At 68.7% G+C, this 25947-nt stretch carries 30 protein-coding genes; 25 read left to right on the forward strand and 5 right to left on the reverse strand.

The window, feature by feature from the left end; genetic code table 11:
• Positions 1-124 precede the first annotated feature (124 nt).
• From ACFP3H_RS21605 to ACFP3H_RS21630, 6 genes are all read left to right on the forward strand, one after another.
• Positions 125-991 carry a thioesterase family protein gene (locus ACFP3H_RS21605; protein ID WP_378608752.1) on the forward strand — a complete coding sequence of 289 codons (867 nt, stop codon included), beginning with the start codon at positions 125-127 and terminating at the stop codon, positions 989-991.
• A gap of 28 nt (positions 992-1019) precedes the next feature.
• Positions 1020-1838: a pyrroline-5-carboxylate reductase gene (gene proC, locus ACFP3H_RS21610; RefSeq protein WP_378608753.1), complete on the forward strand. Its 819-nt coding sequence runs from the start codon at positions 1020-1022 to the stop codon at positions 1836-1838.
• Positions 1839-1982: 144 nt separating this feature from the next.
• A complete protein-coding gene (locus ACFP3H_RS21615) occupies positions 1983-2264 on the forward strand; it encodes a helix-turn-helix domain-containing protein (protein ID WP_378608755.1) in 282 nt (93 codons plus the stop codon).
• Positions 2265-2453: 189 nt separating this feature from the next.
• Positions 2454-2555: a 30S ribosomal protein bS22 gene (locus ACFP3H_RS21620; RefSeq protein ID WP_003402602.1), complete on the forward strand. Its 102-nt coding sequence runs from the start codon at positions 2454-2456 to the stop codon at positions 2553-2555.
• Between the two features lie 242 nt (positions 2556-2797).
• Positions 2798-3832 carry an NAD-dependent epimerase/dehydratase family protein gene (locus ACFP3H_RS21625; RefSeq protein WP_378608756.1) on the forward strand — a complete coding sequence of 345 codons (1035 nt, stop codon included), beginning with the start codon at positions 2798-2800 and terminating at the stop codon, positions 3830-3832.
• On the forward strand, positions 3829-4845 hold the full coding sequence (locus ACFP3H_RS21630; RefSeq protein WP_378608758.1) for a lysophospholipid acyltransferase family protein: 1017 nt from the start codon (positions 3829-3831) through the stop codon (positions 4843-4845). The genes ACFP3H_RS21625 and ACFP3H_RS21630 overlap by 4 nt, the downstream gene beginning before the upstream one ends.
• Position 4846: 1 nt before the next feature.
• On the opposite strand, the gene ACFP3H_RS21635 is transcribed toward ACFP3H_RS21630, so the two are convergent.
• On the reverse strand, positions 4847-5869 hold the full coding sequence (locus tag ACFP3H_RS21635; RefSeq protein ID WP_378608759.1) for an HAD family hydrolase: 1023 nt from the start codon (positions 5867-5869) through the stop codon (positions 4847-4849).
• Between the two features lie 88 nt (positions 5870-5957).
• Between ACFP3H_RS21635 and ACFP3H_RS21640 the strand changes: the two genes are divergently transcribed.
• The 5 genes from ACFP3H_RS21640 to ACFP3H_RS21660 all read left to right on the forward strand — a co-directional run bounded on the left by ACFP3H_RS21640 (position 5958) and on the right by ACFP3H_RS21660 (position 11434).
• Positions 5958-6239, forward strand: coding sequence for a glutaredoxin family protein (locus ACFP3H_RS21640; protein ID WP_378608761.1), 282 nt, complete (start codon positions 5958-5960; stop codon positions 6237-6239).
• Positions 6240-6443: 204 nt separating this feature from the next.
• Complete coding sequence (locus ACFP3H_RS21645) at positions 6444-7307, forward strand: redox-sensing transcriptional repressor Rex (RefSeq protein ID WP_378608762.1); 864 nt, start codon at positions 6444-6446, stop codon at positions 7305-7307.
• Positions 7308-7353: 46 nt separating this feature from the next.
• Complete coding sequence (locus tag ACFP3H_RS21650; protein ID WP_378608764.1) at positions 7354-8835, forward strand: glutamyl-tRNA reductase; 1482 nt, start codon at positions 7354-7356, stop codon at positions 8833-8835.
• Positions 8832-9863, forward strand: a complete 1032-nt coding sequence (gene hemC, locus ACFP3H_RS21655; RefSeq protein WP_378608765.1) for a hydroxymethylbilane synthase — start codon at positions 8832-8834, stop codon at positions 9861-9863. Before ACFP3H_RS21650 ends, hemC begins: the two co-directional genes overlap by 4 nt.
• Positions 9860-11434: a bifunctional uroporphyrinogen-III C-methyltransferase/uroporphyrinogen-III synthase gene (locus ACFP3H_RS21660; protein ID WP_378608767.1), complete on the forward strand. Its 1575-nt coding sequence runs from the start codon at positions 9860-9862 to the stop codon at positions 11432-11434. Before hemC ends, ACFP3H_RS21660 begins: the two co-directional genes overlap by 4 nt.
• Positions 11435-11490: 56 nt before the next feature.
• Here the strand turns inward: ACFP3H_RS21660 and ACFP3H_RS21665 are convergent, their stop codons facing one another.
• Positions 11491-11769 (reverse strand): hypothetical protein, encoded by a 279-nt coding sequence (locus tag ACFP3H_RS21665; protein WP_378608768.1) that lies wholly within the window; start codon positions 11767-11769, stop codon positions 11491-11493.
• A 254-nt stretch (positions 11770-12023) separates the two neighbouring features.
• On the opposite strand from ACFP3H_RS21665, the gene ACFP3H_RS21670 reads away from it, so the two are divergent.
• The 11 genes from ACFP3H_RS21670 (at position 12024) to ccsB (ending at position 21710) form a co-directional block, all read left to right on the forward strand.
• Positions 12024-13202: a serine hydrolase domain-containing protein gene (locus ACFP3H_RS21670; RefSeq protein WP_378608770.1), complete on the forward strand. Its 1179-nt coding sequence runs from the start codon at positions 12024-12026 to the stop codon at positions 13200-13202.
• Positions 13203-13244: 42 nt separating this feature from the next.
• Positions 13245-14222: a porphobilinogen synthase gene (gene hemB, locus ACFP3H_RS21675; RefSeq protein WP_378608771.1), complete on the forward strand. Its 978-nt coding sequence runs from the start codon at positions 13245-13247 to the stop codon at positions 14220-14222.
• Positions 14219-14728, forward strand: coding sequence for a hypothetical protein (locus tag ACFP3H_RS21680; RefSeq protein ID WP_378608773.1), 510 nt, complete (start codon positions 14219-14221; stop codon positions 14726-14728). Before hemB ends, ACFP3H_RS21680 begins: the two co-directional genes overlap by 4 nt.
• Positions 14729-14929: 201 nt before the next feature.
• The gene (locus tag ACFP3H_RS21685) at positions 14930-15178 is read left to right on the forward strand and encodes a hypothetical protein (protein WP_378608774.1); all 249 of its coding nucleotides are present in this window, start codon (positions 14930-14932) and stop codon (positions 15176-15178) included.
• A gap of 205 nt (positions 15179-15383) precedes the next feature.
• Positions 15384-16703: a glutamate-1-semialdehyde 2,1-aminomutase gene (hemL, locus tag ACFP3H_RS21690; protein ID WP_378608775.1), complete on the forward strand. Its 1320-nt coding sequence runs from the start codon at positions 15384-15386 to the stop codon at positions 16701-16703.
• Entirely contained in the window at positions 16700-17440 is a 741-nt protein-coding gene (locus ACFP3H_RS21695) for a histidine phosphatase family protein (RefSeq protein ID WP_378608776.1), read from the forward strand. Before hemL ends, ACFP3H_RS21695 begins: the two co-directional genes overlap by 4 nt.
• Positions 17437-18075 carry a TlpA disulfide reductase family protein gene (locus tag ACFP3H_RS21700; protein ID WP_378608777.1) on the forward strand — a complete coding sequence of 213 codons (639 nt, stop codon included), beginning with the start codon at positions 17437-17439 and terminating at the stop codon, positions 18073-18075. The genes ACFP3H_RS21695 and ACFP3H_RS21700 overlap by 4 nt, the downstream gene beginning before the upstream one ends.
• A gap of 56 nt (positions 18076-18131) precedes the next feature.
• Complete coding sequence (locus ACFP3H_RS21705) at positions 18132-18302, forward strand: hypothetical protein (RefSeq protein ID WP_378608778.1); 171 nt, start codon at positions 18132-18134, stop codon at positions 18300-18302.
• Complete coding sequence (locus ACFP3H_RS21710; protein ID WP_378608779.1) at positions 18299-19114, forward strand: cytochrome c biogenesis CcdA family protein; 816 nt, start codon at positions 18299-18301, stop codon at positions 19112-19114. Before ACFP3H_RS21705 ends, ACFP3H_RS21710 begins: the two co-directional genes overlap by 4 nt.
• Entirely contained in the window at positions 19114-20754 is a 1641-nt protein-coding gene (resB, locus tag ACFP3H_RS21715) for a cytochrome c biogenesis protein ResB (protein ID WP_378608781.1), read from the forward strand. The genes ACFP3H_RS21710 and resB overlap by 1 nt, the downstream gene beginning before the upstream one ends.
• Positions 20754-21710, forward strand: coding sequence for a c-type cytochrome biogenesis protein CcsB (gene ccsB / locus ACFP3H_RS21720; protein ID WP_378608782.1), 957 nt, complete (start codon positions 20754-20756; stop codon positions 21708-21710). The genes resB and ccsB overlap by 1 nt, the downstream gene beginning before the upstream one ends.
• 769 nt (positions 21711-22479) lie before the next feature.
• Here ccsB and ACFP3H_RS21725 read toward each other — a convergent pair.
• From ACFP3H_RS21725 to ACFP3H_RS21735, 3 genes are all read right to left on the reverse strand, one after another.
• A complete protein-coding gene (locus ACFP3H_RS21725) occupies positions 22480-23127 on the reverse strand; it encodes a hypothetical protein (RefSeq protein WP_378608784.1) in 648 nt (215 codons plus the stop codon).
• A gap of 79 nt (positions 23128-23206) precedes the next feature.
• Positions 23207-23398 (reverse strand): hypothetical protein, encoded by a 192-nt coding sequence (locus ACFP3H_RS21730; protein ID WP_378608870.1) that lies wholly within the window; start codon positions 23396-23398, stop codon positions 23207-23209.
• Between the two features lie 103 nt (positions 23399-23501).
• Entirely contained in the window at positions 23502-23711 is a 210-nt protein-coding gene (locus ACFP3H_RS21735) for a BldC family transcriptional regulator (RefSeq protein ID WP_378608785.1), read from the reverse strand.
• 153 nt (positions 23712-23864) lie between these two features.
• On the opposite strand from ACFP3H_RS21735, the gene ACFP3H_RS21740 reads away from it, so the two are divergent.
• Genes ACFP3H_RS21740 through ACFP3H_RS21750 form a run of 3 tightly spaced genes read left to right on the forward strand, consistent with a single transcriptional unit; the run spans position 23865 to position 25873 of the window.
• Positions 23865-24191, forward strand: a complete 327-nt coding sequence (locus ACFP3H_RS21740) for a DUF4229 domain-containing protein (RefSeq protein WP_378608787.1) — start codon at positions 23865-23867, stop codon at positions 24189-24191.
• Positions 24188-25273, forward strand: coding sequence for an L-cysteine desulfhydrase Cds1 (gene cds1 / locus ACFP3H_RS21745; RefSeq protein ID WP_378608788.1), 1086 nt, complete (start codon positions 24188-24190; stop codon positions 25271-25273). Before ACFP3H_RS21740 ends, cds1 begins: the two co-directional genes overlap by 4 nt.
• Positions 25274-25330: 57 nt before the next feature.
• Complete coding sequence (locus tag ACFP3H_RS21750) at positions 25331-25873, forward strand: dihydrofolate reductase family protein (protein WP_378608790.1); 543 nt, start codon at positions 25331-25333, stop codon at positions 25871-25873.
• Positions 25874-25947 lie beyond the last annotated feature (74 nt).

Below are 25947 nucleotides of genomic sequence, written 5' to 3' on the forward strand. Positions count from 1 at the left end.
CCGAACATCGCCGATGACCGCCACCCCGAACATCGCCGATAGCCCCCCGCTCGAGCGCCCCCAGCGCCCCGAAGACCCAGCTTGTACGCTGTACGAACCCCATTCCCTCGATCAGGAGTGACCAGTGACGCGAGAATTAGCGACCGACGCGCCGTTCAGTCGGGTCCTCGACCTGACCGAGCTCACCACCACCGACACCGAGACCGGCCGCTACGCCGGCGTCATCGACGACACCTGGACCATCGGCCCGAAGGTGCACGGCGGCACCATGGTCGCGGCCACCGCCGCCGCGGCCACCCGCTGGCTCACCGAAGCCGACGAATCCCTGGCCGCGATGGCCCCCATCGCCGCCAGCACCGACTTCCTCGGCGCCCCCGACCCCGGCGAGGTCGAATACGCGGTCCACATCCGCAAGAAGGGTCGCCAGATCTGCCTGGCCGACACCGACCTGATCCAGAACGGCCGCGTGCTGGTGCGCACTGCCTTCACCTTCGGTCACCTCGACGCCGCCGAAACCCGCTGGAGCGGCCCCGAAACCGACATGGCCGTCGAACCCACGTCCGACTCCATCCGCTACACCGCCGACTCGCCGCTGGGCGCGATCGTGCACGTCAGCCAGGGCGCGCACCTGGTGATCGACCCCACCTGGGGCGAGTTCCTGCGCGGCGAGACCGGCCCGCCCCGGCTGCGCCTGTGGATCCGACCCTTCGACGGCGACGAGGCCGACCCGCGCGCCCGCGCCGCCTTCGCGATGATGGCCGCCGACATCAGCCCGCCGGTGCCGATGAACCTCGGCCACTTCGGATGGTCGCCCACCGTGCAGATGACCACCTACCTGCGTCGCATCCCGGCGCCGGGCTGGTTGCGCGTCATCGCCAGTTCCCGCGAGGTCGGCGAGCGCATGTTCGACGAGGACCACCTGGTCATCGACTCGACCGGGGCCGTGGTGGCCCAGAGCCGTCAGCTCGCCCTGATCCCGGCGGCACGCTGAGTCGCACGGGCCAACTAACCTTGTTCTCATGACGAGAATTGCGGTAGTCGGTGGCGGTCGGATCGGTGAGGCGCTGGTCGCCGGATTGCTGGAATCCGGCCGCGCGACCAAGGATCTGGTCGTCGTGGAACCGGCCGCCGCGCGCGCCGCGCAGCTCGCCGAGCGGTTCAAGATCCGGGTGAGCAAGTCGGTCGCCGACGCCGTGGAGGGCGCCGACATCGTCGTCATCGCGGTCAAGCCCGGCGTGGTCGACTCGGTGCTCACCGACCTGTCCAAGGCCGATCTGGACAACGGCCGCGACCAGGTGCTGGTCTCGCTGGCCGCGGGCGTCACCACCGCGCGGCTCGAGTCCAAGCTCCCCGCCGGGTTCCCGGTCGTGCGGGTCATGTCGAACACGCCGATGCTGGTCGGGCAGGGCATGTGTGTGCTCTCGCCGGGTCGCTACGCCAAGCCCGAGGAGCTCGAGCAGGTCGGCGAGATGCTCGAGGCGGTCGGCAAGGTCGTCACGGTGCCCGAGGCGCAGATGGACGCGGTGACCGCGGTTTCCGGCTCGGGTCCGGCGTACTTCTTCCTGGTGGTCGAGGCCATGGTCGACGCGGGCGTCGCCCTTGGCCTGACCCGCGAGGTGGCCAACGAACTGGTCGTCCAGACCATGATCGGTTCGGCCGCGCTGCTCGACGAAACCGGTCAGAGCGCGGTCGACCTGCGCGCCGCGGTCACCTCACCCGGCGGCACCACCGCCGCCGCCCTGCGCGAACTCGAACGTGGCGCGCTCCGTTCGACCTTCATCGAGGCCCTGCACGCGGCCAAGCATCGCTCAGCCGAACACGGTGCATCGAACGAGTGACGAACGGGTACCCGATTTGAAAACCGATTTCTCACACCCGTCGCAGTAATCCCACTGGTCCCGCTAAGCTCGTAGAAGCACGTGCGTGTCTGTTCCGCTGGTGGGGAAGCCGGCGGCGCGGACGTGCCGGAGGTCAATGGTGCCATGATGTCTGCGAACAGAATGTCCAGTAATTCACCGGCGTCGGGCGGTGGTTCGGGTTCGTCCGGACCGCGCCCCGGCTCCACCCCGCAAACCGTGATCGGCGGTGGCACACAGTTTCTCACCGTCGCCGAAGTCGCGGACCTGATGCGGGTCTCGAAGATGACGGTCTATCGGCTCGTGCACTCGGGTGAACTGCCCGCGGTGCGCGTCGGTCGCTCGTTCCGAGTGCACGCGAAGGCGGTGCACGACTACCTGGAAACGTCGTATTTCGATGCCGGATGAGTTGGTCCGGCTGGGCGTGAGGGCGGTTTCGTTTGGGCTCGGGTGTCCCGGTAGCATGGACCACTGGTTCGTGTCCGCCTGCCGGTGGCACCGTCGCTGGTGTCCGGTTGCCCCGGCGGCGCGACGCCAAAACGATCGCACGTGACGAACGCGTGTGTATGCCGAGTAGAGAGAACGCGAGGAAACCCTATGGGTTCTGTGATCAAGAAGCGCCGCAAGCGTATGTCGAAGAAGAAGCACCGCAAGCTGCTTCGCCGCACGCGTGTTCAGCGGCGCAAACTCGGCAAGTAAGCCCGCGTGTCCGCGACGAGCCCGTCATCCCGTTCTTTCGAGGTGGCGGGCTCTCGCTGTGAAATGTCCGGATTTGTGAATCTCACTGTGACGGGACGAGTCGTCCTCGTTAAAAGCTTGTAGATCGTGACGGCGAGTGGCGCGAATGCGGCTACTCTGGTACGCGAAACATGAGAAGCAGGGGGCTTTGAGTGGGGTCTGGTCCGAGTTCCGATACGCGGGAACGACACGCGCCGAGAGTTGTGCTGGTCACCGGTGCCAGCCGGTTCTTCGGCGGCAATGTCGCGGCACGTCTGGCTGCCGAACCCGGCGTCGACCGTGTCATCGCGGTCGACACCATGACGCCCGGCCGCGAGCTTCGCCGCCGGATGGGCAGCGCCGAGTTCGTGCGCGCCGATATCCGCAATCCCCTGATTCGCAAGGTCATCGAGGGCAACGACGTCGACACCGTCGTGCACGCGGCCGTGCTGGCCCGCCCGCCGGCCGGTGGTGGTCGCGCGGTGATGAAGGATCTCAACGTCCTCGGCACGATGCAGCTGCTCGCGGTGTGTCAGAAGGCGCCCTCGGTGCGGCGCGTGGTCGTGCGGTCGTCCTCGGCCGTGTACGGGTGCAGCGCCAAGGATCCGGCCAAGTTCACCGAGGAGATGGGCGCGCGCACCCCGCCGTCGGGCTGGTTCGCGCGCGACATGATCGATATCGAGGCGCTGGTGCGCGGGATGGCGCGGCGCAGACCCGATATCTCGGCCTCGATCCTGCGGTTCGCGCCGATCGTCGGCCCGCGCCTGGCCGATCGCGGCGTGCAGTACCTGCGCTCGCCGGTCACGCCCACGGTGCTCGGGCGCGAGGCCAGGTTGCAGTTGCTGCACGAGGAGGACGCGGTCGCGGTGCTGGTGCACGCGGCCCAGCGTGCTCACGGCGGCACGGTCAATATCGCCGGGGACGGCGCGTTGGCGATGTCACAGGCGATCCGACGGGCCGGGCGCATCGTGGCGCCGGTGCCGTTCTTCGTCTTCCGTACGGTCGGTCGCTCCCTGATGGGCCCGATCATGCGCGGTTTCAGCGGTGAACAACCCGACTACTTCTACTTCGGCTGCGGTCTCGACACCACCCGCATGCGAACCGAACTCGGCTTCACCCCGCGCTGGACCACGGTCCAGGCATTCGATGACTTCATCGCGGGCGCAGCGTTGCGGCCTGTCTTCGATCCGGCATGGATCGACGTCGCGGAACACAAACTGCTCGGCCTCATCGGGGCCGGTTCAGGAGCGCATACATGAACGAGGGCGCCAAAGTCATTCGTCTCGACGTCACTGTCGAGCCCCGACAACGACCACAGGCCAGGCGATGGCCGGAGCAGCCCGCGACGCCCACCCCGGTCACCTCGCTCAGCGAGCGGCGCCCCGGCATGCCGACGCCCCCGCCCAAGTCGCTGACCGAGATCCTGCGCGGCGCCGTCGGCGAGCAGATCGAGCGCACGGCCGAGTTCGCGCGCCGTCGTCTCACCGGCGACTACCAGATCGACGAGTTCGGCTACGACCGTCACCTGCTCGAATCGGTGATCCTGCCCGCGCTGCGCCCGCTGTCGGACTTCTGGTTCCGTGTCGAGGCCACCGGCATCGAGAACATCCCCGCCACCGGCGGCGCTCTGCTGGTCGCCAATCACGCGGGCACCGTGCCGCTCGACGGGCTGATGCTGCAACTGGCCGTGCACGACAAGCACCCCCAGCAGCGGGCGCTGCGCCTGCTGGCCGCCGACCTGATCTTCGAACTGCCGCTGCTGGGCGCGCTGGCCCGCAAGGCCGGGCACACCCTGGCCTGCCATCCCGATGCCGAACGGCTGCTGCGCTCCGGGCATCTGGCCGGGGTGTTCCCGGAGGGCTTCAAGGGTGTCGGCAAGAGCTACGCCGACCGGTACAAGTTGCAGCGCTTCGGGCGCGGCGGGTTCGTCTCGGCGGCGGTGCGCACCGGGGTGCCGATCATTCCGGTGTCGATCGTGGGCTCGGAGGAGATCTACCCGAAGCTGGCCGACATCAAGCCGCTGGCGCGTCTGCTCGGCCTGCCGTACTTCCCGGTCACGCCCACGTTCCCGCACCTGGGCCTGCTGGGCGCGGTGCCGATGCCGTCGAAGTGGTACATCGAGTTCGGCGAGCCGATCGCGACCACGGCGTACGAGCCGGAGGAGGCCGATGACCCGATGACGATGTTCGAGGTCACCGACCAGGTCCGCGAGACGATTCAGCAGACCCTGTACAAGCTGCTGGCCAAGCGCCGCAACGTGGTGCTCGGCTAGCTCAGCGTTCGCGGTGGCGGGCCACCACGGCCGCGACCGCGCCGCCCGCCGCGCCCAAGGCCAGCGCGGTGGGCACGCCGATCTTGGCCGCCTTGCGTCCGGTGCGGAAGTCGCGGATCTCCCACCCTCGGTTCTTGGCCACCTCACGCAGGTCGGAGTCGGGGTTGATCGCCACGGCGGTGCCGACCAGCGACAGCATGGGCACGTCGTTGTGGCTGTCGGAGTAGGCGGTGCAGCGCTTGAGATTGAGGCCCTCGCGGATGGCGAGGGTGCGCACGGCGTGGGCCTTGCCGAGGCCGTGCAGGATATCGCCGACCAGGCGGCCGGTGAACCTGCCGTCGACGCTCTCGGCGACCGTGCCCAGCGCGCCGGTGAGACCCAGGCGCTTGGCGATCACGTTCGCCAGTTCCACCGGGGTGGCGGTGACCAGCCAGACCTGCTGACCGGCGTCGAGATGCATCTGCGCGAGCGCGCGGGTGCCGGGCCAGATCTTGTCGGCGATGATCTCGTCGTAGATCTCCTCGCCGAGGGCGGCGAGTTCGGCGGTGGGACGGCCGGCGATGAAGCTGAGCGCCTTCTCCCGGCCCGAGACCATGTCCGAGGAGTTCTCCTTGCCGGTGACCCGGAACTTCACCTGCTTCCAGGCGACATCGACCAGGTCGGAGGTCTTGAAGTACTTGCGCGCGGCCAACCCGCGGGCGAAATGCACGATCGAGGCACCCTGCACGAGGGTGTTGTCGACATCGAAGAACGCCGCGGCCGTGAGATCGCGCGGGACGTCCCCACGATCGGTGCCCTGCTCGGCCAGTTCGGCGTCGTGGAGTTCGAGCGCGGCGTCGGCACTGGCCTCACCGGCCAGATTGGCGCGCAGCTCCTCCTCGCTCGGCCCGAACGGGCTGCGTGGCAGCCGTGCGAACTGCTCCTGCAATTCCTGACCCAGGCGGCTGGGCTGCCACCGCGCAGGGAACTCCCCGAATCGCCCTGCGACGAATCCGGCCCTAGTCACCTTCGAACGTTCCGGCACCAGTACCCTCCGCTAGTCGCGCGAACCATGTCCACAGTAACCGCCCGCACCGACAACACGGTGCGGGCTCGGGGATTAAATAGGGCTCATGACCAATCCCACACCCACTGTGACCCTGTTGACCCGCGCCGGATGCGGCCTGTGCACTACGGCACTGGCGCAATTACAGACCATCTGTGGTGATTTCGGTCTCCCGGTCGGCACGGTCGATGTCGACGAAGCCGCGGTCAGCGACTCGACATTGCGCGCCGAATACGGTGATCGACTGCCTGTGGTCCTGTTGAACGGCCGTGAACACAGCTATTTCGACGTCGACGAGCCACGTTTGCGAGCCGACCTGAGCCGCATCGCTGGTAGCGACGGAAAATGAGGCCGAATTCACCGACTTTGTGAACGCCTGCACAAGCGGTTACGGTGGTGACACGCAATCCGCACCGTCGGCCCGCAGCGGCGGTGGCGGGATTTGTACCGCCCCTATGGCACCGGTCGCGCTCTCGTCATTGCAGCGACCCACACCGGTGAACGAAACAGAGGATCCGGACCGCGATCAGGCCCGGAACGAGGAGCCGACGACGTGACAGAGCAGCACGAGACGCCGAGTGGCGCCTCCGGCAAGGCTCTCGTGCGGGACATCCCGCAGGCCACGGTGACTCGTTTGGCTACCTATCTCCGTGTTCTCGCCGGGATGGTCGACTCCGGTGTTGTCATCGTATCGAGTGAGGAACTCGCTGTCGCGGCGGGTGTCAATTCGGCGAAGCTGCGCAAGGATCTTTCCTTCCTCGGACCCAACGGTGTGCGGGGTGTCGGCTATGACGTAGCCAAGTTGCGCACCAGGATCGAAGACGTGCTCGGACTGTCGCAGGGACATCGGGTGGTGCTGATCGGCGCGGGCAATCTGGGTCGCGCGCTGGTCGGCTACGGCGGATTCGGGGTCCGTGGCTTCACCGTGGTCGGCATCTTCGACAACGATCCCGCGGTGATCGGGCAGTCCTTCGCCGGTCTGGTGGTGCGCGATGTCGAGCAGTTGACCGCGCAGATTCCCGCGCTGGCGCCGACGATCGCGGTCGTGGCGGTGCCCGACGAGGCCGCCCAGGACGTGTGCGACCACCTCGTCGAGGCCGGGCTGCCCTCGATTCTGAGTTTCGCGCCGCTGGAACTGCGCGCGCCCGCCCACGTGCAGATCCGCCGCGTCGATCTGGCGATGGAACTGCAGATGCTGTCCTTCGACGCCGCGCGCAACGACGCGCCCGCGCTGCCCGAGATCGCCCAGGTCGGCTCCGGCCGGATCGCGCGCCGGGTACCGCAACCAAGCCTCCTCACACATGCCGCGCCGGTCGAACCGGCTCGCGGCAGGCCAGCGCGTCGCACCGCGCCGCACTCGGCCACCCCCCACTCGGCAACGGAGCCAAGCACCAAGGGATCGGTGATCACGCCATGAGCGAGCGTCAGCGGGCGAATCAGCAACTCGGCGGCGAGGTGTGGTCGTGAGTGTTCTTCTGGTCGGGATCTCGCATCGCAGCGCCCCCGTCTCGGTGTTGGAGAAGGTCGCCATCAGTGAGGCCGATCGGCCGAAACTGGTGGACCGGCTGCTCGCCTCCAGCCATGTGTCCGAGGCGATGATCGTCTCGACCTGCAACCGGGTCGAGGTCTACGCGGTCGTCGACGCCTTCCACGGCGGCCTCGGCGAGGTGAGCGATCTGCTCACCAAGCACTCCGGTCTGCCGCTGGGCGACCTCACCAAGCACGCCTACGTGCGCTACAGCGAAGCCGCCGCCGAACACCTGTTCGCGGTGGCCAGCGGCCTGGACTCGATGGTCGTCGGCGAGCAGCAGGTGCTCAGCCAGATCCGCGGCGCCTACGCCAGCGCCGACAGCCAGCAGGCCGTCGGGCGCACCCTGCACGAGCTGGCCCAGCACGGGTTGCGGGTCGGCAAGCGGGTGCACTCCGAGACCGGGATCGACCGGGCGGGCGCGTCGGTGGTGTCGGTGGCGCTGGATCGGGCCCGCGGCGTGGTCGGCGAGCTGGCCGGCCGGACCGCGGTGGTGGTCGGCGCGGGCGCGATGGGCGGTCTGGCGATGGCGCATCTGGCGCGGGCCGGGGTGGCGCGCGTGATCGTGGTCAACCGGACCCTCGAGCGCGCGCAGCGCCTCGCCGAGACCGGGCGCACCATGCACGGTGTCGACGCCGAGGCGGTCGAGATGTCGCGGCTCACCGAGGCCATGGCGGGCACCGATGTGGTGATCACCTGTACCGGCGCGGTCGGGTCCGTGGTGACCCTGGCCGATACCCATCGCGCGCTCGCGGGTCGGGCGCGCACCGACGCCGCCGAACGTCCGCTGGTCTTCTGCGATCTGGGTCTGCCCCGCGATGTGGAGCACGCGGTGGCCGGGCTGCCCGGCGTCGCCGTCATCGACATCGAATCGCTGCAGCGCGATCCGGCCGCGGGCGCCGCGGCCGACGACACCGCCGCCGCTCGCCACATCGTCGCCGACGAACTCGCCAAATACCTTGCCGGACAACGCATGGCGGAGGTCACCCCCACGGTGGCCGCGCTGCGTCAGCGGGCCGCCGATGTGGTGGAGGCCGAACTGCTCCGCCTGGACTCGCGACTGCCCGACCTGGCCGATCCGGCCCGCGACGAGGTGGCGCGCACCGTGCGCCGCGTCGTCGACAAGCTGCTGCACGCGCCGACCGTGCGCGTCAAACAGCTGGCCTCGACCCCCGGGGGCGACAGTTACGCCGAGGCGTTGCGGGAGCTGTTCGAACTGAAACCCGGTGCGGTACAGGCGGTCGCGGCGCCCATGGAGGTGGCCGCGAACGCCACCGGCGAGGCCGCCCTCGCCGACGACTTCACCGCAGCACATCTGGCCGACGAGCACGCCCGCATGACTGAGTCGAGGCCCGAGACAGGCAGCGTGCGAAACCACGCCGCGCCGTTCGGGCATGCGCAGGAGGAAACCGCATGACCACGACAGTGCAGGAAGAGGACACCGTGACCGCAGGCAGCACCGGCTCGCCGTGGCGGATCGGCACGCGCGGCAGCCTGCTCGCGCTGACACAGGCGGGCACCATCCGTGATGCGCTGATCGCGACGGGGCAGGCCGCCGAACTGGTGGTCATCAAGACCCCCGGCGATCTGTCGGCGGAGCCGGTGCAGAAGATCGGTGTCGGCGTGTTCACCTCCGCGCTGCGCGACGAGCTGGCCGCGGGCACGATCGACATCGCCGTGCACTCCTATAAGGACCTCCCCACCGCGCAGGATCCGCGCTTCGTCATCGCCGCGATTCCGCCCCGCGAGGACCCGCGCGACGCGCTGGTCGCCCGCGACGGTCTGGTGCTGGGCGAGCTGCCCGCCGGTGCTCGGGTGGGCACCTCGGCGCCGCGCCGCGCCGCCCAGTTGCGCGCACTGGGATTGGGTCTTGACATCCTTCCGCTGCGCGGCAATATCGACTCCCGCCTGCGCAAGGTGGCCGAGGGCGAGCTCGACGCGATCGTGATCGCCCGCGCCGGGCTCTCGCGGATCGGGCGCACCGACGCGATCACCGAATCGCTGGAACCGGTGCAGATGCTCTCGGCGCCCTCACAGGGCGCCCTCGCGGTCGAATGCCGCAGCGACGATACGGCGGTGATCGAGATCCTCACCGGTCTGGACGACGCCGCGACCAGAGCCGCGGTGCTCGCCGAGCGTTCGCTGCTCGGTGAGCTCGAGGCGGGGTGCACCGCACCGATCGGCGCGCTGGCCGAGGTCGTCGAGTCGATCGACGAGGACGGCCGGATCTTCGACGAACTCTCGCTGCGCGCCTGCGCCGCCGCGATCGACGGCTCGGATGTGCTGCGCGCCTCGATCGTCGGCGCCCCGAGCGACGCGGCCGAACTCGGCCGCACGCTGGCGCGCGAACTGCTGGACCTGGGTGCTCGCGCATTGCTGAGCGTCACAGACGAACCGGCACCCACCGACTTCCCTAATTCCAGCCCGATGGAGAACAACCGATGAGCAGCAGCCGAGCTACCAAGAAGCAACCAGGGCGGATCCTTTTCGTCGGATCCGGCCCCGGCGACCCGGCCCTGCTGACCGTGCGCGCCCGTGAGGTGCTCGAGCGGGCGACGCTGGCGTTCACCGACCCCGATGTCGACAAGGGCGTGCTCGCCCTGATCGGCATCGCCGTGGAGCCCGGCGCCGACGGCGAGAGCCGGGTCGACGTGCGGCCCGCCCTCGGCGAGCCCGCCGAGGTGGCCAAGACGCTGATCTCCGAGGCCCGCAACGGTCACGACGTGGTCCGCATCGTCACCGGCGACCCGTTGACCACCGATTCGGTGATCAACGAGGTCAACGCCGTCACCCGGTCGCACATGGTGTTCGAGGTGCTGCCGGGCCTGCCCAACGGCTCGGCGGTGCCCAGCTACGCGGGTATCGCGCTGGGCTCCGGGCACACCGAGGCCGATGTGCGCGGCGAGGTGGACTGGTCGGCGCTGGCCGCCGCCCCCGGCCCGCTGGTGCTGCACGCCACCTCCGGTCACCTGGCCGAGACCGCGAGCGCGCTGGTCGAGCACGGGCTGGCCCCGCAGACCCCGGTCGCGGTGACCGTGCGTGGCACGACCCGTCAGCAGCGCACCATCGAGGCCACGCTGGCCTCGCTGAACAACGCCGCTTCCGAGCTGGTCGGCCCGCTGGTGGTCACCGTGGGCAAGGAAGTCGACAAGCGCGCCAAGATGTCGTGGTGGGAGTCGCGTGCCCTCTACGGCTGGACCGTGCTGGTGCCGCGTACCAAGGATCAGGCCGGCGAGATGAGCGAGCGCCTGGTGACCCACGGCGCGATCCCGATCGAGGTGCCGACCATCGCGGTGGAGCCTCCGCGCAGCCCGGCCCAGATGGAGCGGGCCGTGAAGGGCCTGGTCGACGGCCGCTACCAGTGGGTGGTGTTCACCTCCACCAACGCTGTGCGCGCGGTGTGGGAGAAGTTCGCCGAGTTCGGTCTGGACGCTCGCGCGTTCTCCGGTGTGAAGATCGCCTGTGTCGGCGAGGCCACCGCGGAGAAGGTGCGTTCGTTCGGCATCAACCCCGAGCTGGTGCCCAGCGGCGAACAGTCCTCGGAGGGCCTGCTGGCCGACTTCCCGCCGTATGACGACGTGTTCGACCCGGTCAACCGGGTGCTGCTGCCCCGCGCCGACATCGCCACCGAGACCCTCGCCGAGGGCTTGCGCGAGCGCGGCTGGGAGATCGACGACGTGACCGCCTACCGCACGGTGCGCGCCTCGCCGCCGCCGGCGGAGACCCGCGAGATGATCAAGACCGGCGGTTTCGACGCGGTGCTGTTCACCTCGTCCTCCACGGTCCGCAACCTGGTGGGCATCGCGGGCAAGCCGCACGCGCGCACCATCGTGGCCTGCATCGGCCCCAAGACGGCCGAGACCGCGATCGAGTTCGGGCTGCGGGTGGATGTGCAGCCCGAGGCGGCGCAGGTGGGCCCGCTGGTGGAGGCATTGGCCGAGCACGCGTCGCGCTTGCGCGCCGAGGGCCTGCTGCCGCCGCCGCGGAAGAAGAGCCGCCGCAGCAGCAGCCGCTGATCTCAGGAGAAACCCCGAAAGCCCGCCCGCGACGGCGGGCTTTCGGCGTATCAGGGTCACCGGCTGTAGCGCAGCAGCGTGCGCACGAGTCGACAGGTGGCATCCGAAGGCGGGCGGATGTCGATCTTCTCGGCGGTGCGTCGGATCGTCTCGTTGGTGGCCTGATTGGGCAGGTAGACACCGGAATCCAGCAGCGCGATCGTCAACCGCATGGCCTTGAGCCGACGGTTGTGCGTCACGTACCAGCGGCGCGGACGGCCCGCGGGTAGTCGCTTCTTCTCCAGCGGCACGTACGGCGCGGTGATGACAGTGGTCTGAGCGGCGATGGCGTTCATGCGGCGTCCTCCCGTTGCGTGTGGGTTCCGCCCCCGTTCGTCGGAACCCTCGAACACGCTTTCGATTATAGCGAGGGCCACCGACAAGTTTCGGTGCTCTCACGCGGAAGCCGTTGAGCTTCAGAGGGTTTCGATGTTATCCACAGGTTCGCCGCACCGGGTTGTCGACCTCGCCGAAGCGCTGCTGCTCGGCAATCACCGATAGCTGTCGGAGGGCTGTGGTCTAGTAGCGCAACCCACCTCGAGGAGCGGCGATGACGGTGCACGAGATCGACCGACGGCTCGGCGCGCATATCGCGGCTGACGAACTACCCGGCCTGGCCTGGCTCGTCGCGATCGGCGACGACGTAACCACCGGCGCCATCGGCCATCTCGACGCCGCGGGCACCACCCCGGTACGCACCGACACGATCTTCCGCATCTCCTCGATGACCAAACCGCTCACCGCGGTCGCCACTTCGATCCTGATCGACGACGGCGTCCTCGACCCGGCCGAACCGGTCGACGCGCTGCTGCCCGAACTGGCCGACCGCCGGGTACTGGCGAACCCCGCCGCCGAGCTCACCGACACGGTCCCGGCGAACCGCCCGATCACCGTCGACGACCTGCTGACCTTCCGCCTCGGCTGGGGCATGGATTTCGCCGACTTCGCACCCACGCCCCTCGACGCGGCCTGGAACGACCTCGAACTCGGGTGGGGTCCACCGACTCCCGCGCGGATGCCGGCACCGAACACCTGGTTGGCGCGACTGGGCACCCTGCCGCTGCGTTATCAACCCGGCGAACGCTGGCTGTACCACGTCGGCGCGTCGGTCCTGGGCTTGCTGGTCGCCCGCGCCGCCGGTCGGCCGCTCTCGGAATTCCTGGCCGACCGGGTCCTGCGCCCCCTCGGGATGGCCGACACCGGCTTCTCCGTACCGGCCGAGAAGCTGGCCCGCTTCAGCCCGCACTACGCCGAGATCGACGGCGCCCGTACGGTTTTCGACCCCGTCGACGGTCAATGGAGCACCCCGCCCGCGTTCGAGGGCGGCGGTGACGGCCTGGTCTCCACCCTCGCCGACTACCACCGCTTCGCCCGCATGCTGCGCGACGGCGGCGCACTCGACGGCACCCGGATCCTGTCCGAACGCGCCGTCACCGCCATGACCACCAACCACCTCACCCCCGAACAACTCGCGCGCGGCGGTCCGAGCCCCGACGGCAGCGCGGGATGGGGATACGGCGTCGGTGTCCAACTGCGCGACCTCCCCGACGGCCCGCGGGCCGGCGCCTACGGCTGGGCGGGCGGGCTCGGCTCGATCTGGTCCACCGACGGCCCGGTGATCGCGATCCTGCTCACCGACCAGTCCTGGGGCTCGGCGGGCCCGCCGCCGGTCTTCGCCACCTTCGAGCGGATTCTCGGCGAACTGGCCCGAACCGCCGACCCGCTGTAGTCGCCGCGGCGACCAGGGGAGCGCCAGCGTATTCTGCGGGTTATGACCGCTTTCGACCGCCCGCGGCGGTTGCGCAGGACACCGGCATTGCGTCGCCTCGTCGCCGAAACCACGCTCGAGCCGCGTCAGCTGGTGCTGCCGATGTTCGTGGCCGACGGCCTCGACGAGCCGCGCGAGATCAGCTCCATGCCGGGGGTGTACCAGCACTCGCTGGACTCGCTGCGCAAAGCCGCGGTGGAGGCGGTGGCCGCGGGGGTGGGCGGGCTGATGCTGTTCGGCGTGCCGCTGCCCGAGGACAAGGACGCCATCGGCTCGCAGGCCAGCGATCCCGACGGGATCCTCAACCGGGGTCTGCGCGCACTGGCCGAGGAGGTCGGTGACGCGACGGTCGTGATGGCCGACACCTGCCTGGACGAGTTCACCGATCACGGCCACTGCGGCGTGCTCGGCACCGACGGCGCGGTCGACAACGACGCCACCCTGCACCGCTACGTCGAGATGGCCCTGGCCCAGGCCGACGCGGGCGCGGATCTGCTCGGCACCAGCGGCATGATGGACGGCCAGGTCGGCGCCATCCGCCGCGGCCTGGACGCGGTCGGACGCACCGATACCGCCATCCTCGCCTACACGGCCAAGTACGCCTCGGCCTTCTACGGCCCGTTCCGCGAGGCCGTCGGCTCCTCGCTGGAAGGCGATCGTCGCACCTACCAGCAGGATCCGGCCAACCGCCGCGAGTCGCTGCGTGAACTCGACCTCGACCTGGCCGAGGGCGCCGACATCGTGATGGTCAAGCCCGCGATGTCCTACCTCGACATCCTGCGCGATGTCGCCGACCGTTCCACGGTCCCCGTCGCGGCCTACCAGATCTCCGGCGAGTACGCGATGATCACCGCCGCCGCCGAGCGCGGCTGGATCGACCGCCGCGCCTCGGTGCTCGAGTCGCTGATCGGCATCCGGCGGGCGGGCGCGGACATCGTGCTCACCTACTGGGCGACCGAGGCAGCACACTGGTTGTCGTGATCGTTCCACCGCACAAACCCGAGCTCGTTCCCCTGCCCGAGGACCTCGTCACCTCTCGACAACTGTGGTGGGGTGTCGCCGGCCTCGGCGTCGTGTCCACCGTGGCGGGTCTGTTCACGATGTTCGGCCGCCGCGACGAGGTCGCCGAGCAGGTCGTCGAGATGTACAAGGTGGACCCGCCGCTGCCCGCGTCCACCGTGGATCTGATGGTGGTGCTGTCCTTCGTGTTCGCCGCGGTGATCGGCGTGCTGCTGGGCGGTCTCACGGTGCTCATCGCCCATCTGATGAGCAAGGGCAAGCTGTGGGCGCGCACGGTGCTGACCGTGGTCGCGGTCTGGCTGAGCATCGGCGCGCTCGCGACGATGTTCACCTTCGCCGACGAGGTCGGTCCCGCGACGATCGTGGCCGGGGGCGCGTCGATCGTGCAGGGCGTGCTGGCCGCGGGTGCCGCGTATCTGAGTTACCGCCCGGATTCGACCAAGTATTTCCAGTCGCGCCGGCGCTGACCGGACACAGTGTATGGTGAGGTTTATCACATCGGTTGAGCGGAGGCATTGATGCGCGTGGTGATTCAGCAGCCACACAGCCTGCGACGCGACCTGTTGGTCCTCGGATTGATGGTGGTGCTCACCCTCGCCGTGATCGCGCTGATTCTGCTCCCGAGCCTGGTCGGCTGATTCGATCTTGTTCCTGGCAGGATCGCAGGAATGAGACGCTCGATCGCGCTGTTCGAACTCGGCCTCGCCGTGCTCCTGTCGGCCTGCGCGGTCCTGAGCTGGCGAGACGCGCGTCGTCTCACCGAGTTCCCCGGCACCGACGAGCATCCCGGTTTCGTGGCCGTGCGGTACGTGCCGCCGATGCTGGTGTTGGCCACCGCGCTGGTGATCGTGGCGGGCCTGTTGATCATCGACGCCGTCGTCCGCGTTCTCGGTAGGCATCGCGCACCGACGCCCTAGTCGAGCGCCGACGGATTCGCCTGCTGTGTCCTCGCCCACCACACCGGCCGGGGGAGCGTAGCCGCAGGCCAATGGCCCTAGACCCGACTATCGACGGGAATCCGGGCGGCGTGTCGGGCGTGTCGCCGGTGGGTCGCTGCGGTCTGGGTCACTGTGCTCCACCCTGTCGTCCGGCGTGCCGAGGCGAACTGAGACACTGGAATCCGTGAGTCCTACGCAGGTACCGGTTTCGGCCCAGCTCTTCGAGCGGGCAGCCTCGGTGATCCCGGGTGGTGTCAATTCCCCGGTTCGTGCGTTCAATTCGGTCGGCGGTACGCCGCGGTTCATCGCCTCGGCCAACGGCTACACCCTCCTCGACGCCGACGGCAACGAGTACGTGGATCTGGTGTGTTCGTGGGGTCCGATGATCCTCGGCCACGCCCACCCCGCCGTCGTGGAAGCCGTGCAGAAGGCCGCCACCGGCGGACTGTCGTTCGGCGCGCCCACCGAGGCCGAGATCGAACTCGCCGAAGCCATCGCCGCCCGGGTCGACCCGGTCGAGCGCGTGCGCCTGGTGAACTCCGGCACCGAGGCCACCATGAGCGCGGTCCGCCTCGCCCGCGGCTTCACCGGTCGCTCCAAGATCATCAAGTTCTCCGGCTGCTACCACGGTCACGTCGACGCGCTGCTGGCCGACGCGGGCTCGGGCGTGGCCACCCTCGGCCTGCCCACCTCGCCCGGCGTCACCGGCGCCCAGGCGGGCGACACCATCGTGCTGCCCTACAACGACCTCGCCGCCGTGGCCGCCGCCTTCGAGGCGCACCCCGGCCAGATCGCGTGCGTCATCACCGAGGCCGCCGCGGGCAACATGGGCGCGGTCGCGCCGCTGCCCGGTTTCAACGCGGGCCTGCGCACCCTCGCCCACGACAACGGCGCGCTGCTGATCATGGACGAGGTGATGACCGGTTTCCGGGTCAGCGCCGCGGGGTGGTACGGCCGCGAAGGCGTCGCCGGTGACCTCTACACCTTCGGCAAGGTGATGAGCGGTGGCCTGCCCGCCGCCGCGTTCGGCGGTCGCGCCGAGATCATGAACAACCTCGCCCCGCTCGGCCCGGTCTACCAGGCGGGCACCCTGTCCGGGAATCCCGTAGCTGTCGCCGCCGGCCTGGCGACGCTGCGCGCGGCCGACGACGAGGTGTACGCGGCGCTGGACCGCAACGCCGGTCGCCTCGGCTCGCTGTTCGCGAAAGCGCTGACCGAGGCCGGGGTCGAGCATCAAGTCCAGTTCGCAGGCAATATGGTGAGCGTGTTCTTCGCCGACCGCCCGGTGACCGACTACGCCGCCGCCAAAGCGAGCCAGACCTGGCGTTACCCCGCTTTCTTCCACGCCCTGCTCGACGCGGGCGTGTACGCGCCGCCGAGCGCGTACGAGGCATGGTTCGTCTCCGCGGCACTCGACGAGGACGCGTTCGACCGTATCGCCGCCGCTCTGCCCGCCGCCGCCCTCGCGGCCGCGGCCGCAACCCCCGAAGGATCCCCAGCGTGAGCTCCGACCAGCCCGACGCAGAATTCGCCCCCGTCCCGGCGAACAGCGACGAGGCGCCCCACCCCGCGCCCGCCGCCGCCCCGCCCTCCCTCGACGACGACCCGTCGAGCGTCGAGACCATCGTGCACGTGCTGCGCCACGGCGAGGTGCACAACCCCAACGGCATCCTCTACGGCCGCCTGCCCGGTTTCAGCCTGTCGGCCACCGGTCGCGCCCAGGCCGACGCGGTCGCGCGCTCGCTGGCTGATCACGACATCTCGATGGTGATCGCGTCGCCGCTGCAGCGCGCCCAGGAGACCGCCGCCCCGATCGCGGCCGCCCACGACCTGATCGTGCGCACCGACGAGAACCTGATCGAAGCGGGCAACACCTTCGAGGGCCTGCGCGTGTCCGTCGGTGACGGCGCCCTGCGCAAGCCCCGGCACTGGTGGAAGCTGCGTGACCCGTTCACCCCGTCGTGGGGCGAGCCGTACCTGCAGATCGCCCACCGGATGCTCGCCGCGGTCAACAAGGCCCGCGTCGAGGGCGCAGGCCACGAGGTGGTGCTGGTCTCGCATCAGCTGCCCGTGTGGACGCTGCGCCGATTCCTGCAGGGCCAGCGGTTGTGGCACGACCCGCGCAACCGGCAGTGCTCGCTCGCCTCGCTGACCTCGCTGGTCTACCAGGGCGACACCCTCGTCGACATCGTCTACTCCGAGCCCGCGGGCGCGTCGGATCCGTCGGTACACGGCGCATGATTGTCCGCACTTCATCGGGATCCACCCGTGGCCATCGGTCGCGGGTGCTGATCGCCGTCGCGTCGGCCGCGCTGGTACTCGCCACCGCGGGCTGCTCGACCGGTACCGATGCGGTGGCCACCGGCGGTGGGACCTTCGAATTCGTCTCACCCGGTGGTAAAACGGATATCAGATATGACCCGCCCGCCTCGCGCGGGACGATCGGCACGCTCTCGGGGCCCGATCTGATGAACGAGGGAAAGATCGTTTCGGTCGATGATTTCCCGAACCAGATCGTGGTCGTGAATCTGTGGGGACAGTGGTGTGGCCCGTGCCGCGCCGAGTCGCCCGCGCTAGAAAAAGTGTTCGCGGCGACCAGAGATCAAGGCGTCGCGTTCCTGGGAATCAACGTCCGCGACCACCAGCGTGACAAAGCCCAGGACTTCGTAGTGGACAACAAGATCGAGTTCCCGTCCATCTACGACCCGTCGATGCGAACCTTGCTCGCGCTCGGCGGAAACTTTCCCACCAGTGTTATCCCGACCACGTTGATCCTGGATCGTCAGCACCGGGTCGCCGCGGTCTTCCTTCGCTCGCTATTGGCAGAAGACTTGCAGCCCGTGGTCGAGCAAATCGCCGCCGAGGAGAAGCAGTGAGCCGTCGTCGTCCCGGAAACTTGACCGCGTGTCGCCCCCGTCAGGGCGCGCGCCGCATGGGTGCAGGCTGGACGGTCGATGACCGTTGGGCCGGTATCGCGACCGTCCCGCGCAGTGTCGCCGGTGCCGGGCTGTTCGATTTCGGCCCCGCTGAACCGGCCGAGACCGAGCGCACCCTGTCGTTGCCGCGCGACGAGCAGCAAGACGACGCGGGCACCGACGAGTGATACCGCTCGCCGCAGTCGGGGATTCCTTCCAGCAGACCGCGGCATCGGGTCCGTTGCTGTTGGCGCTGGGAGCCTGCCTGCTGGCGGGCCTGGTGTCGTTCGCGTCACCGTGTGTCGTGCCGCTCGTGCCCGGATATCTGTCGTATCTGGCCGGTCTGGTCGGTGCCGAGGCACCGCCGGCCACCAGTGCGCAGGCAGGCACGCTCACCGCGCAACGCCGTAGCGCCAAGCTGCGCGTGGCCGGTGCCGCCGGGCTGTTCGTCGCCGGGTTCACGGTGGTGTTCGTGCTGGCCACGGCCACCGTGTTCGGCGTGATCCAGACCCTGAACGTGAACCGGGAGCTGCTGCAACGCATCGGCGGTGTGGTCACGATCCTGATGGGTCTGGTGTTCATCGGTCTGGTTCCCGCCCTGCAACGCGACACCAGGATGGAGCCGCGCAGGCTCACCAGCATCCTCGGCGCGCCGTTGCTGGGCGGGGTGTTCGCGCTCGGTTGGACGCCGTGTCTCGGCCCGACGCTGTCGGGTGTGATGGCGGTGTCCGCGGGCACCGAGGGCACCACCGCCGTGCGCGGGGTGAGCTTGATCGTGGCCTACTGCCTCGGTCTCGGGCTGCCGTTCATCGTGTTGGCCTTCGGGTCGGCCGGTGCGCTGCGCGGGGTCGGGTGGCTGCGGCGCAATTCGCGCATCATTCAGGTAATCGGGGGTGTTCTGCTCGTCGCCGTCGGCGTCGCACTGGTCACGGGGGCGTGGGATCAGTTCGTCGGTTGGGTGCGTGACGGGTTCGTCTCCGAGGTGACTCTTCCGATCTGATGACTGACACACTGACCGCGCCGACCACCCCCACTCCGCCCGTCCGGCAGTCGCTGCCTGCCCGGGTGTGGGCCATGGTCCGCAATTCCTGGCGTTCGCTGACCAGCATGCGCACCGCGCTGGTGCTGCTGTTCCTGCTCGCGCTGGCCGCCATTCCGGGCGCGCTGTTGCCGCAGCGCAGTCTCAACACCCAGAAGGTCGAGCAGTACATTCTCGACCGGCCGACGCTGGGCCCGTGGATGGACCGGTTCGAACTGTTCGACGTGTTCGGCAGCTTCTGGTTCACCGCCATCTACGTGCTGCTGTTCATCTCGCTGGTCGGCTGCATCCTGCCGCGCTGCTGGGACCACTACCGGGCCCTGCGCACCCCGCCGGTGCCCGCGCCGCGCAATCTGGGCCGGTTGCCGCACCACTCGAGCGACACCGACGAGCGCACTCCCGAGCAGGTGATCGAGGCCGCCCAGGCGTCGCTGCGTGGCTGGCGGACCGAGGTGCGGCCCGGTCAGCGCGACGGCGAGGTGACGCTGTCGGCCGAGAAGGGCTACGTGCGCGAGTTCGGCAACCTGGTATTCCACCTGTCGCTGGTGGGACTGCTGGTCGCGATCGCGCTGGGCAAGCTGTTCGGGTACGAGGGCAATGTCATCGTGATCGCCAACAACGGTCCCGGCTTCTGCACCACCTCGCCCGCGGTGTTCGACTCGTTCCGCGCGGGCAATGTCAACGACGGCACCGGCATGACGCCGCTGTGCATCAAGGTCAAGGACTTCAAGGCCGACTACCTGCCCACCGGTCAGGCCGAGATGTTCCACTCCAATATCGAGTACCAGGCCGGTGACGACCTGCGCACCGACACCTGGCGCAGCACCGAACTGCGCGTCAACCATCCGCTGCGCGCCGACGGTGACCGCATCTACCTGCAGGGACACGGTTTCGCGCCGACCTTCACGGTGACCTTCCCCAACGGGCAGACCCGCACCGAGACCATCCAGTGGCGGCCCGACGACGCGCAGACCTTCCTGTCCAGCGGTGTGCTGCGCATCGATCCGCCCGGCGGCATGTACGCCACCGACGAGGAACGTCGCCAGAACCAGATCGCCATCGAAGGCCTGTTCGCACCCACTGCCATGTTCCACGGCAACCTGCTGACCTCCTCGTTCCCGACGATGGACGATCCGGCCGTGGCGGTCGACGTCTACCGGGGCAACACCGGCCTGGACACCGGCCGTTCGCAGTCGCTGTTCGCGCTGGACCCGGAGATGATCAAGCAGGGCCGCCTGACCAAGGAGGCGCGGGTCAACCTGCGTCCCGGTGAGTCCACCACGCTGCCCAACGGCACCAAGGTGACCTTCGACGGCGCCGAGGAGTTCGTGAACCTGCAGGTCTCGCACGACCCCGCCCAGCAGTGGGTGTTGGTGACCGCGTTGACGATGATGGCCGGTCTGCTGGTGTCGTTGCTGGTGAAACGCCGCCGGATCTGGGTCCGGGCGTACCCGGGCGAGGTCGCGGCAGGTACCGTGGATCAACGACGTACCGTAGTAGAGATGGGTGGTCTGGCCCGCAGCGACCAAGCGGGCTGGGGCGCCGAGTTCGACCGACTACGGGCACGGACGCGCGCACTCGACACGGAGACGGAATCCTGATGCAGATCGACGAAACGCTCGCACGCTACAGCGACTTCGCGTTCATGTCGGCTATCGCCATCTACACCCTGGCGACGATCCTGCTGATCGTGCAGTACGCCTCGGCGCGGGCCAAACAGGTCGCCGCCCGCGAACTCGTCCCCGCGGGCGATCCCGGGCTGCCCGGCCGGGTCGAGACGCCCCAGGCCACACCGCTGGGCGAACGCCTCGGCAACATGGCCTTCTCGGTCCTGGTCGTCGGCGCGGTCCTGCACATCACCTCGATCGTGCTGCGCGGTTTCGCGACCCACCGTTTCCCGCTGGGCAACATGTACGAGTTCACCACCATGGCCACCGCGGCCGCCGTGGTGATCGGCCTGTACTTCCTGCGCGACCAGCGCTACCGGGCCATGTGGACCTTCCTGCTGGTCCCCGTGCTGATCCTGATGTTCCTGGCGGGCACCGTCCTCTACGCCGACGCGGCCCCCGTCGTCCCCGCGCTGCGCTCGTTCTGGCTGCCCATCCATGTCACCATCGTCAGCGTCGGCAGCGGCGTGTTCCTGGTCTCCGGCGTCGCCAGCCTGCTCTACCTGTTCCGCATGCGTCAGCCCGCCGGCGAGGAATCCGACAGCATCTTCGGCACCATCGCCCGCCGCCTCCCCGACGCCCGCACCCTCGACCAGCTCGCCTACAAAACCACCATCATCGGCTTCCCCCTCTTCGGCGCGGGCGTCATCCTCGGCGCCATCTGGGCCGAAGCCGCCTGGGGCCGCTTCTGGGGCTGGGACCCCAAGGAAACCTGCTCCTTCATCGCGTGGGTCCTCTATGCCGCCTACCTCCACGCCCGAGCCACCTCCGGCTGGCGCGACACCAAGGCCGCCTGGATCAACATCGCCGGCTTCACCGCGATGCTTTTCAACCTTTTCATCATCAACATGGTGATCAGCGGGTTGCACAGCTACGCGGGCCTGAACTAGGCGATCGCGTCCCCCGGGCGCCTGATCACGCAACCCCACAAAAATGCGGGCGTTTCACAATGCGCTGAGTGCGCTACCTTCTCGATGTCCTGACGAACGTTCGAGGAGTGTGAGCACATGCGTGGTCGAAGTTTCAGCGTGATCGCGGCGATAGCGGTCTCGCTGGGCTGCGGAGTATCGACACCGGCAACCGCCTCAGCCGCTCCCACGCCAGCACAGCCCATCGTCGACACCGGCTCCAACACCGCCCCGTGGTTGGCCTGGGCAGACCCCCGATCAGGCTCAGCAGCCCTCCCCACCCTCGCCCTCCTATGCCTGACCAACGGCTCCAGCACCGGCGGCTTCGGCATGCCGAGCTGCGCCTGATCCGAGTTCGTCGCCCGGGCCGAGATGTGGGGGCCATGAAAACCCGTTGAATATGTCGGTGGGGGGAGTGTTCAGTCGTCGCATGGGATTGGCGCGGCAGGGAACACGGATTCTGGACCTGGATGGGGAGCGGTACCGGTGGGTGGTCGCGCCGAATGATGAGCCTGGGCTGGCGATCGTGGTGGAAGTGGCCGAGGGCCACGGGCAGCGGATGGTCACCTGGGTTGATCACGGCACGGTCATCACTCCGCGGTTGGTCGCGCGGGTGGTGCACCAGGCGCTGCGCCGAGGGTGGACGCCGAGGCAGCGGGGTAGGGAACTCGTTCATCGGATCGAGGGCTGACGGCCTCGGAACTGGAGCGGAAGGGAAGCCCGGGCGTGGTGCGGCCGGGCTCGCGACCTCTCAGCAGTAGTAGCAGATCCCGTTGGCGGGGAGTTCTACGTGGCAGTGCAGGCAGACCGGTTTGCGGACCGGTTCGGGCTTGGGGACCGCGACGGTGCGGCGGGAAGTGGAAGGGCGCTTGACAGCGGCTTCGGCTTTTTCGGCGGTGGCCAGGTCCGCGGAGGTGGAGTGGCGGATGGCGGCGACCTTGGGAGGCAGGGTGGGCAGGCCGCCGTCGGCGGGGAGGTCGGTGGCGTAGTGCTGGTAGCACTGCCAGCGGGCCGCGGCGGCGTGCATCTCGAGATCGTCGGGGATGGGCAGGCCCGCGAGTTCGAGGATGTGGCGGTAGCTCGTGCCCACGGTCTGGTTCTTGCGCACGCACAGCGCGCTCAGCGGCGGCTCGTTGTTCTTGTGACAGTGCTCGGAGACCTTGTCGAGCACCACGGGCAGCCAGTGCTGCCATTTGACGTGCGTGCGGATGCCGGATTCCTCCTGCACCAGCTCGGCCAGTTCGGTGTTGACGATGAAGTTGTTGAACCGGGTGGCGGTGTCGGCCAGCACCTCGTGTGCCGCGCGAGTCCACTCCGAGCGCGCCTCGGTGAACGTCACGGCGCTGCCGTCGGCCGCGCGCCAAGTGGTCGGGATGGAACCCTGCTGCACATCAATCACCGGAATACGTTATCTACCCGGTGCTTTCACCGCACAACGGGGGTATGTGCCTCAGCTCACGGTGATCAACATCGCGGGGTCACTCGGTGGGGCCGGAGTCGTCGCGGGGTTGTTTGCCGAGGCGCCAGAGAAATTCCGGGTCGTCGTCGGGACCGAGAACGGGTCTGCGCGGGGGCGGGCCGGATCGGGGGCTCGGGCGCTGGGGCCCGAACGCCTTCCAGCACAGCACCGCGATGGCCACGATCGCGATGAGTGCCAACAGGTACGTCACGTCGCTCACCTCCTGCTATCGAGGGTAGCCGATGTACGCATGCGCACGAGGAGGGAAATTTACGGTGAACGCGAGCCCGTGCGGGCTCGCGTCAGCCCGTGAGTCAGCGCGGTGCTGCCTCGGTGGTGAGCGATTTGAGCAACTGCAAGACCTCGGACTCGCGGAATCGACGATGCCCGCCCGGCGTGCGCAGCGAACCGAGCCTGCCCGCATGCGCCCACCGGGTGACGGTCTTGGGGTCTACGTGGAACATGGCGGCCACTTGGCCTGGTGTCAGCAGAGTGTCCTGAAGGCCGACGGTGATCGCAGTCATAGCTAACCTCTCCGTTCTCGACAGTTCCCTCATCAGTGGCGTCATCGTCGCACTGCGACCCCCATGTAGTCGAACCACCTACTGTTGGTAAAGGGGAAGTAATAGACAAAAGCCGCGAACAGGGTGCGCCGCGGCAACCATTAGGCTGAGGTGGTGAGCGAAGCAACCGGTCAGCAGGACGCACGCAAGCGCTTGGCGCGCAATCTCGCGCTCTACACGCTGGCGCGGATCGGGCTGGTGGTGTTGATCGCCGCACTGATCGTAGGCGTTGCGACGCTGATCGGTGTCGAAGTTCCGATCATCGTCGCGGCCCTGTTCGCGTTGATCGTGGCGATGCCGCTGTCGTTGACGTTGACGCCGTTCAAGAATCTGCGGGTGCGGGTGAACGAGGACATCGCCGTCGTCGATGAACGCCGTCGCCAGGACAAGGCGCAGCTGCGGGCTCGACTACGGGGTGACGACGACAGCTCCTCGGCGTGAGGTTCCTCGATCGCAGCGCGTCGCGGGACTGGGTCGACAACGCGGTCCGGCTGATCGACGCCGACGCCCAACGGTCGGCCGACACCCATCTACTGCGGTATCCGCTGCCGGGTCGGTGGCCGGTGCAGCTCTATCTCAAGGACGAGTCGACTCACATCACCGGCAGTCTCAAGCACCGGTTGGCGCGCTCGCTGTTCCTGTACGCGATCTGCAACGGGTGGGTGACCGAGGGGACGACGGTGGTCGAGGCGTCGTCGGGGTCGACGGCGGTGAGCGAGGCGTATTTCGCGAAACTGCTCGGGTTGGATTTCGTCGCGGTGATGCCGGCGAGCACCTCGCCGCAGAAGGTCGCGCTGATCGAGGCCCAGGGTGGTCGCTGCCATTTCGTGGACTGTCCGTCGGAGATGTATCCCGAGGCCAAGCGGTTGGCGGCCGAGTCGGGTGGGCATTTCATGGACCAGTTCACCCATGCCGAGCGGGCCACGGACTGGCGGGGCAACAACAACATCGCCGAGTCCATTTTCCAGCAGTTGGCGTTGGAGACGAATCCGATTCCGGAGTGGATCGTGGTGGGCGCGGGCACGGGTGGCACGAGCGCCACGATCGGCCGCTACATCCGTTATCGCAGGCACGCGACCCGGCTGGCGGTCGTCGACCCGGAGAATTCGGCGTTCTTCGGCGGGTACGAGTCCGGTGACGCCGGGTTCGAGACCGGGTTGCCGTCGCGGATCGAGGGGATCGGCCGACCTCGGGTGGAGCCGTCGTTCGTGGGTCAGGTGGTGGACCGGATGATCGCGGTGCCCGACGCCGCGTCGATCGCCACCGCGCGCCACGCCAGCGACGTGCTGGGCCGCCGGGTGGGCGGGTCGACCGGTACGAACCTATGGGGCGCGTTCAGCCTCGTCTCGGAGCTGCTCGAGTCCGGCCGTAGCGCCAGCGTGGTGACCCTGCTGTGCGATGGCGGCGACCGCTACTCGGGTACCTATTTCGACGACGCCTGGGTCACCGCCCAGAACCTCGACCTCGCCGCCCCCACCGCGATCCTCGACGAATTCGCCACCACCGGCCGCTGGAACGGCTGAAACCCGTCGCGCAACCCTGACAGGAGATGTCAGGTTCTGGTGTGAGGATCGATGTCCATGACGACTCGCTACTACACCGCGGCCAGCCTCGACGGCTATCTCGCCGACCCGAACAATTCCTTGGACTGGCTGCTGGCCGTGTCAGAGGCCGACGAGGCGACCGATGACATCGGCGAGTTCCTGCGCGAGATCGGCGCCCTGTGCCTGGGCGCGACCACCTACGAGTGGATGGCGGCCAACAATCCGCCGGAGTATTGGCGCGAGAACTACGGTGATCGGCCCTGCTGGGTGTTCACCCATCGCGAACTGCCCGTGATCGCGGACGCGAACGTGCGGTTCGTGCAGGGGGTGGTGGAGCCGGTGCACGAGCAGATGGTCGCGGCCGCGGGGGACCGTGACATCTGGCTCATCGGTGGTGGTGAGCTGGCGGGAAGTTTCGCCGATGCGGGCCTGCTCGACGAGGTGATCGTCGGGATCACGCCGGTGACGCTGGGTGGTGGCGCACCGCTGCTGCCGCGACGGATCCTGTCCGACCGGATGACGCTGGTCGAGGTGGAACGAATGGGGCAGTTCGCCAAGCTCACTTATCGATTGGGCTGACCCCGTGTGTCGAACGGTCGGCACCGAGGCATCGACCGGGTTGCGCGCCGACATCTACGCGAGCCTGGACCGCG

The sequence above is a fragment of the Nocardia lasii genome (assembly GCF_042658545.1).
Taxonomy (GTDB): Bacteria; Actinomycetota; Actinomycetes; order Mycobacteriales; family Mycobacteriaceae; genus Nocardia; species Nocardia lasii.

Excerpts from the sequence above, each read along its gene's own strand:
- ACFP3H_RS21660 (WP_378608767.1), top strand. The coding sequence starts at position 9,860 with ATGAGCAGCAGCCGAGCTACCAAGAAGCAACCAGGGCGGATCCTTTTC.
- ACFP3H_RS21705 (WP_378608778.1), top strand. The coding sequence starts at position 18,132 with ATGGGTGCAGGCTGGACGGTCGATGACCGTTGGGCCGGTATCGCGACC.
- ACFP3H_RS21615 (WP_378608755.1), top strand. The coding sequence starts at position 1,983 with ATGATGTCTGCGAACAGAATGTCCAGTAATTCACCGGCGTCGGGCGGT.
- ACFP3H_RS21750 (WP_378608790.1), top strand. The coding sequence starts at position 25,331 with ATGACGACTCGCTACTACACCGCGGCCAGCCTCGACGGCTATCTCGCC.
- ACFP3H_RS21685 (WP_378608774.1), top strand. The coding sequence starts at position 14,930 with ATGAGACGCTCGATCGCGCTGTTCGAACTCGGCCTCGCCGTGCTCCTG.
- ACFP3H_RS21665 (WP_378608768.1), bottom strand. The coding sequence starts at position 11,769 with ATGAACGCCATCGCCGCTCAGACCACTGTCATCACCGCGCCGTACGTG.
- ACFP3H_RS21620 (WP_003402602.1), top strand. The coding sequence starts at position 2,454 with ATGGGTTCTGTGATCAAGAAGCGCCGCAAGCGTATGTCGAAGAAGAAG.
- ACFP3H_RS21640 (WP_378608761.1), top strand. The coding sequence starts at position 5,958 with ATGACCAATCCCACACCCACTGTGACCCTGTTGACCCGCGCCGGATGC.
- ACFP3H_RS21670 (WP_378608770.1), top strand. The coding sequence starts at position 12,024 with ATGACGGTGCACGAGATCGACCGACGGCTCGGCGCGCATATCGCGGCT.
- ACFP3H_RS21700 (WP_378608777.1), top strand. The coding sequence starts at position 17,437 with ATGATTGTCCGCACTTCATCGGGATCCACCCGTGGCCATCGGTCGCGG.
- ACFP3H_RS21630 (WP_378608758.1), top strand. The coding sequence starts at position 3,829 with ATGAACGAGGGCGCCAAAGTCATTCGTCTCGACGTCACTGTCGAGCCC.
- resB (WP_378608781.1), top strand. The coding sequence starts at position 19,114 with ATGACTGACACACTGACCGCGCCGACCACCCCCACTCCGCCCGTCCGG.
- proC (WP_378608753.1), top strand. The coding sequence starts at position 1,020 with ATGACGAGAATTGCGGTAGTCGGTGGCGGTCGGATCGGTGAGGCGCTG.
- hemC (WP_378608765.1), top strand. The coding sequence starts at position 8,832 with ATGACCACGACAGTGCAGGAAGAGGACACCGTGACCGCAGGCAGCACC.
- hemB (WP_378608771.1), top strand. The coding sequence starts at position 13,245 with ATGACCGCTTTCGACCGCCCGCGGCGGTTGCGCAGGACACCGGCATTG.
- ACFP3H_RS21735 (WP_378608785.1), bottom strand. The coding sequence starts at position 23,711 with ATGACTGCGATCACCGTCGGCCTTCAGGACACTCTGCTGACACCAGGC.
- ccsB (WP_378608782.1), top strand. The coding sequence starts at position 20,754 with ATGCAGATCGACGAAACGCTCGCACGCTACAGCGACTTCGCGTTCATG.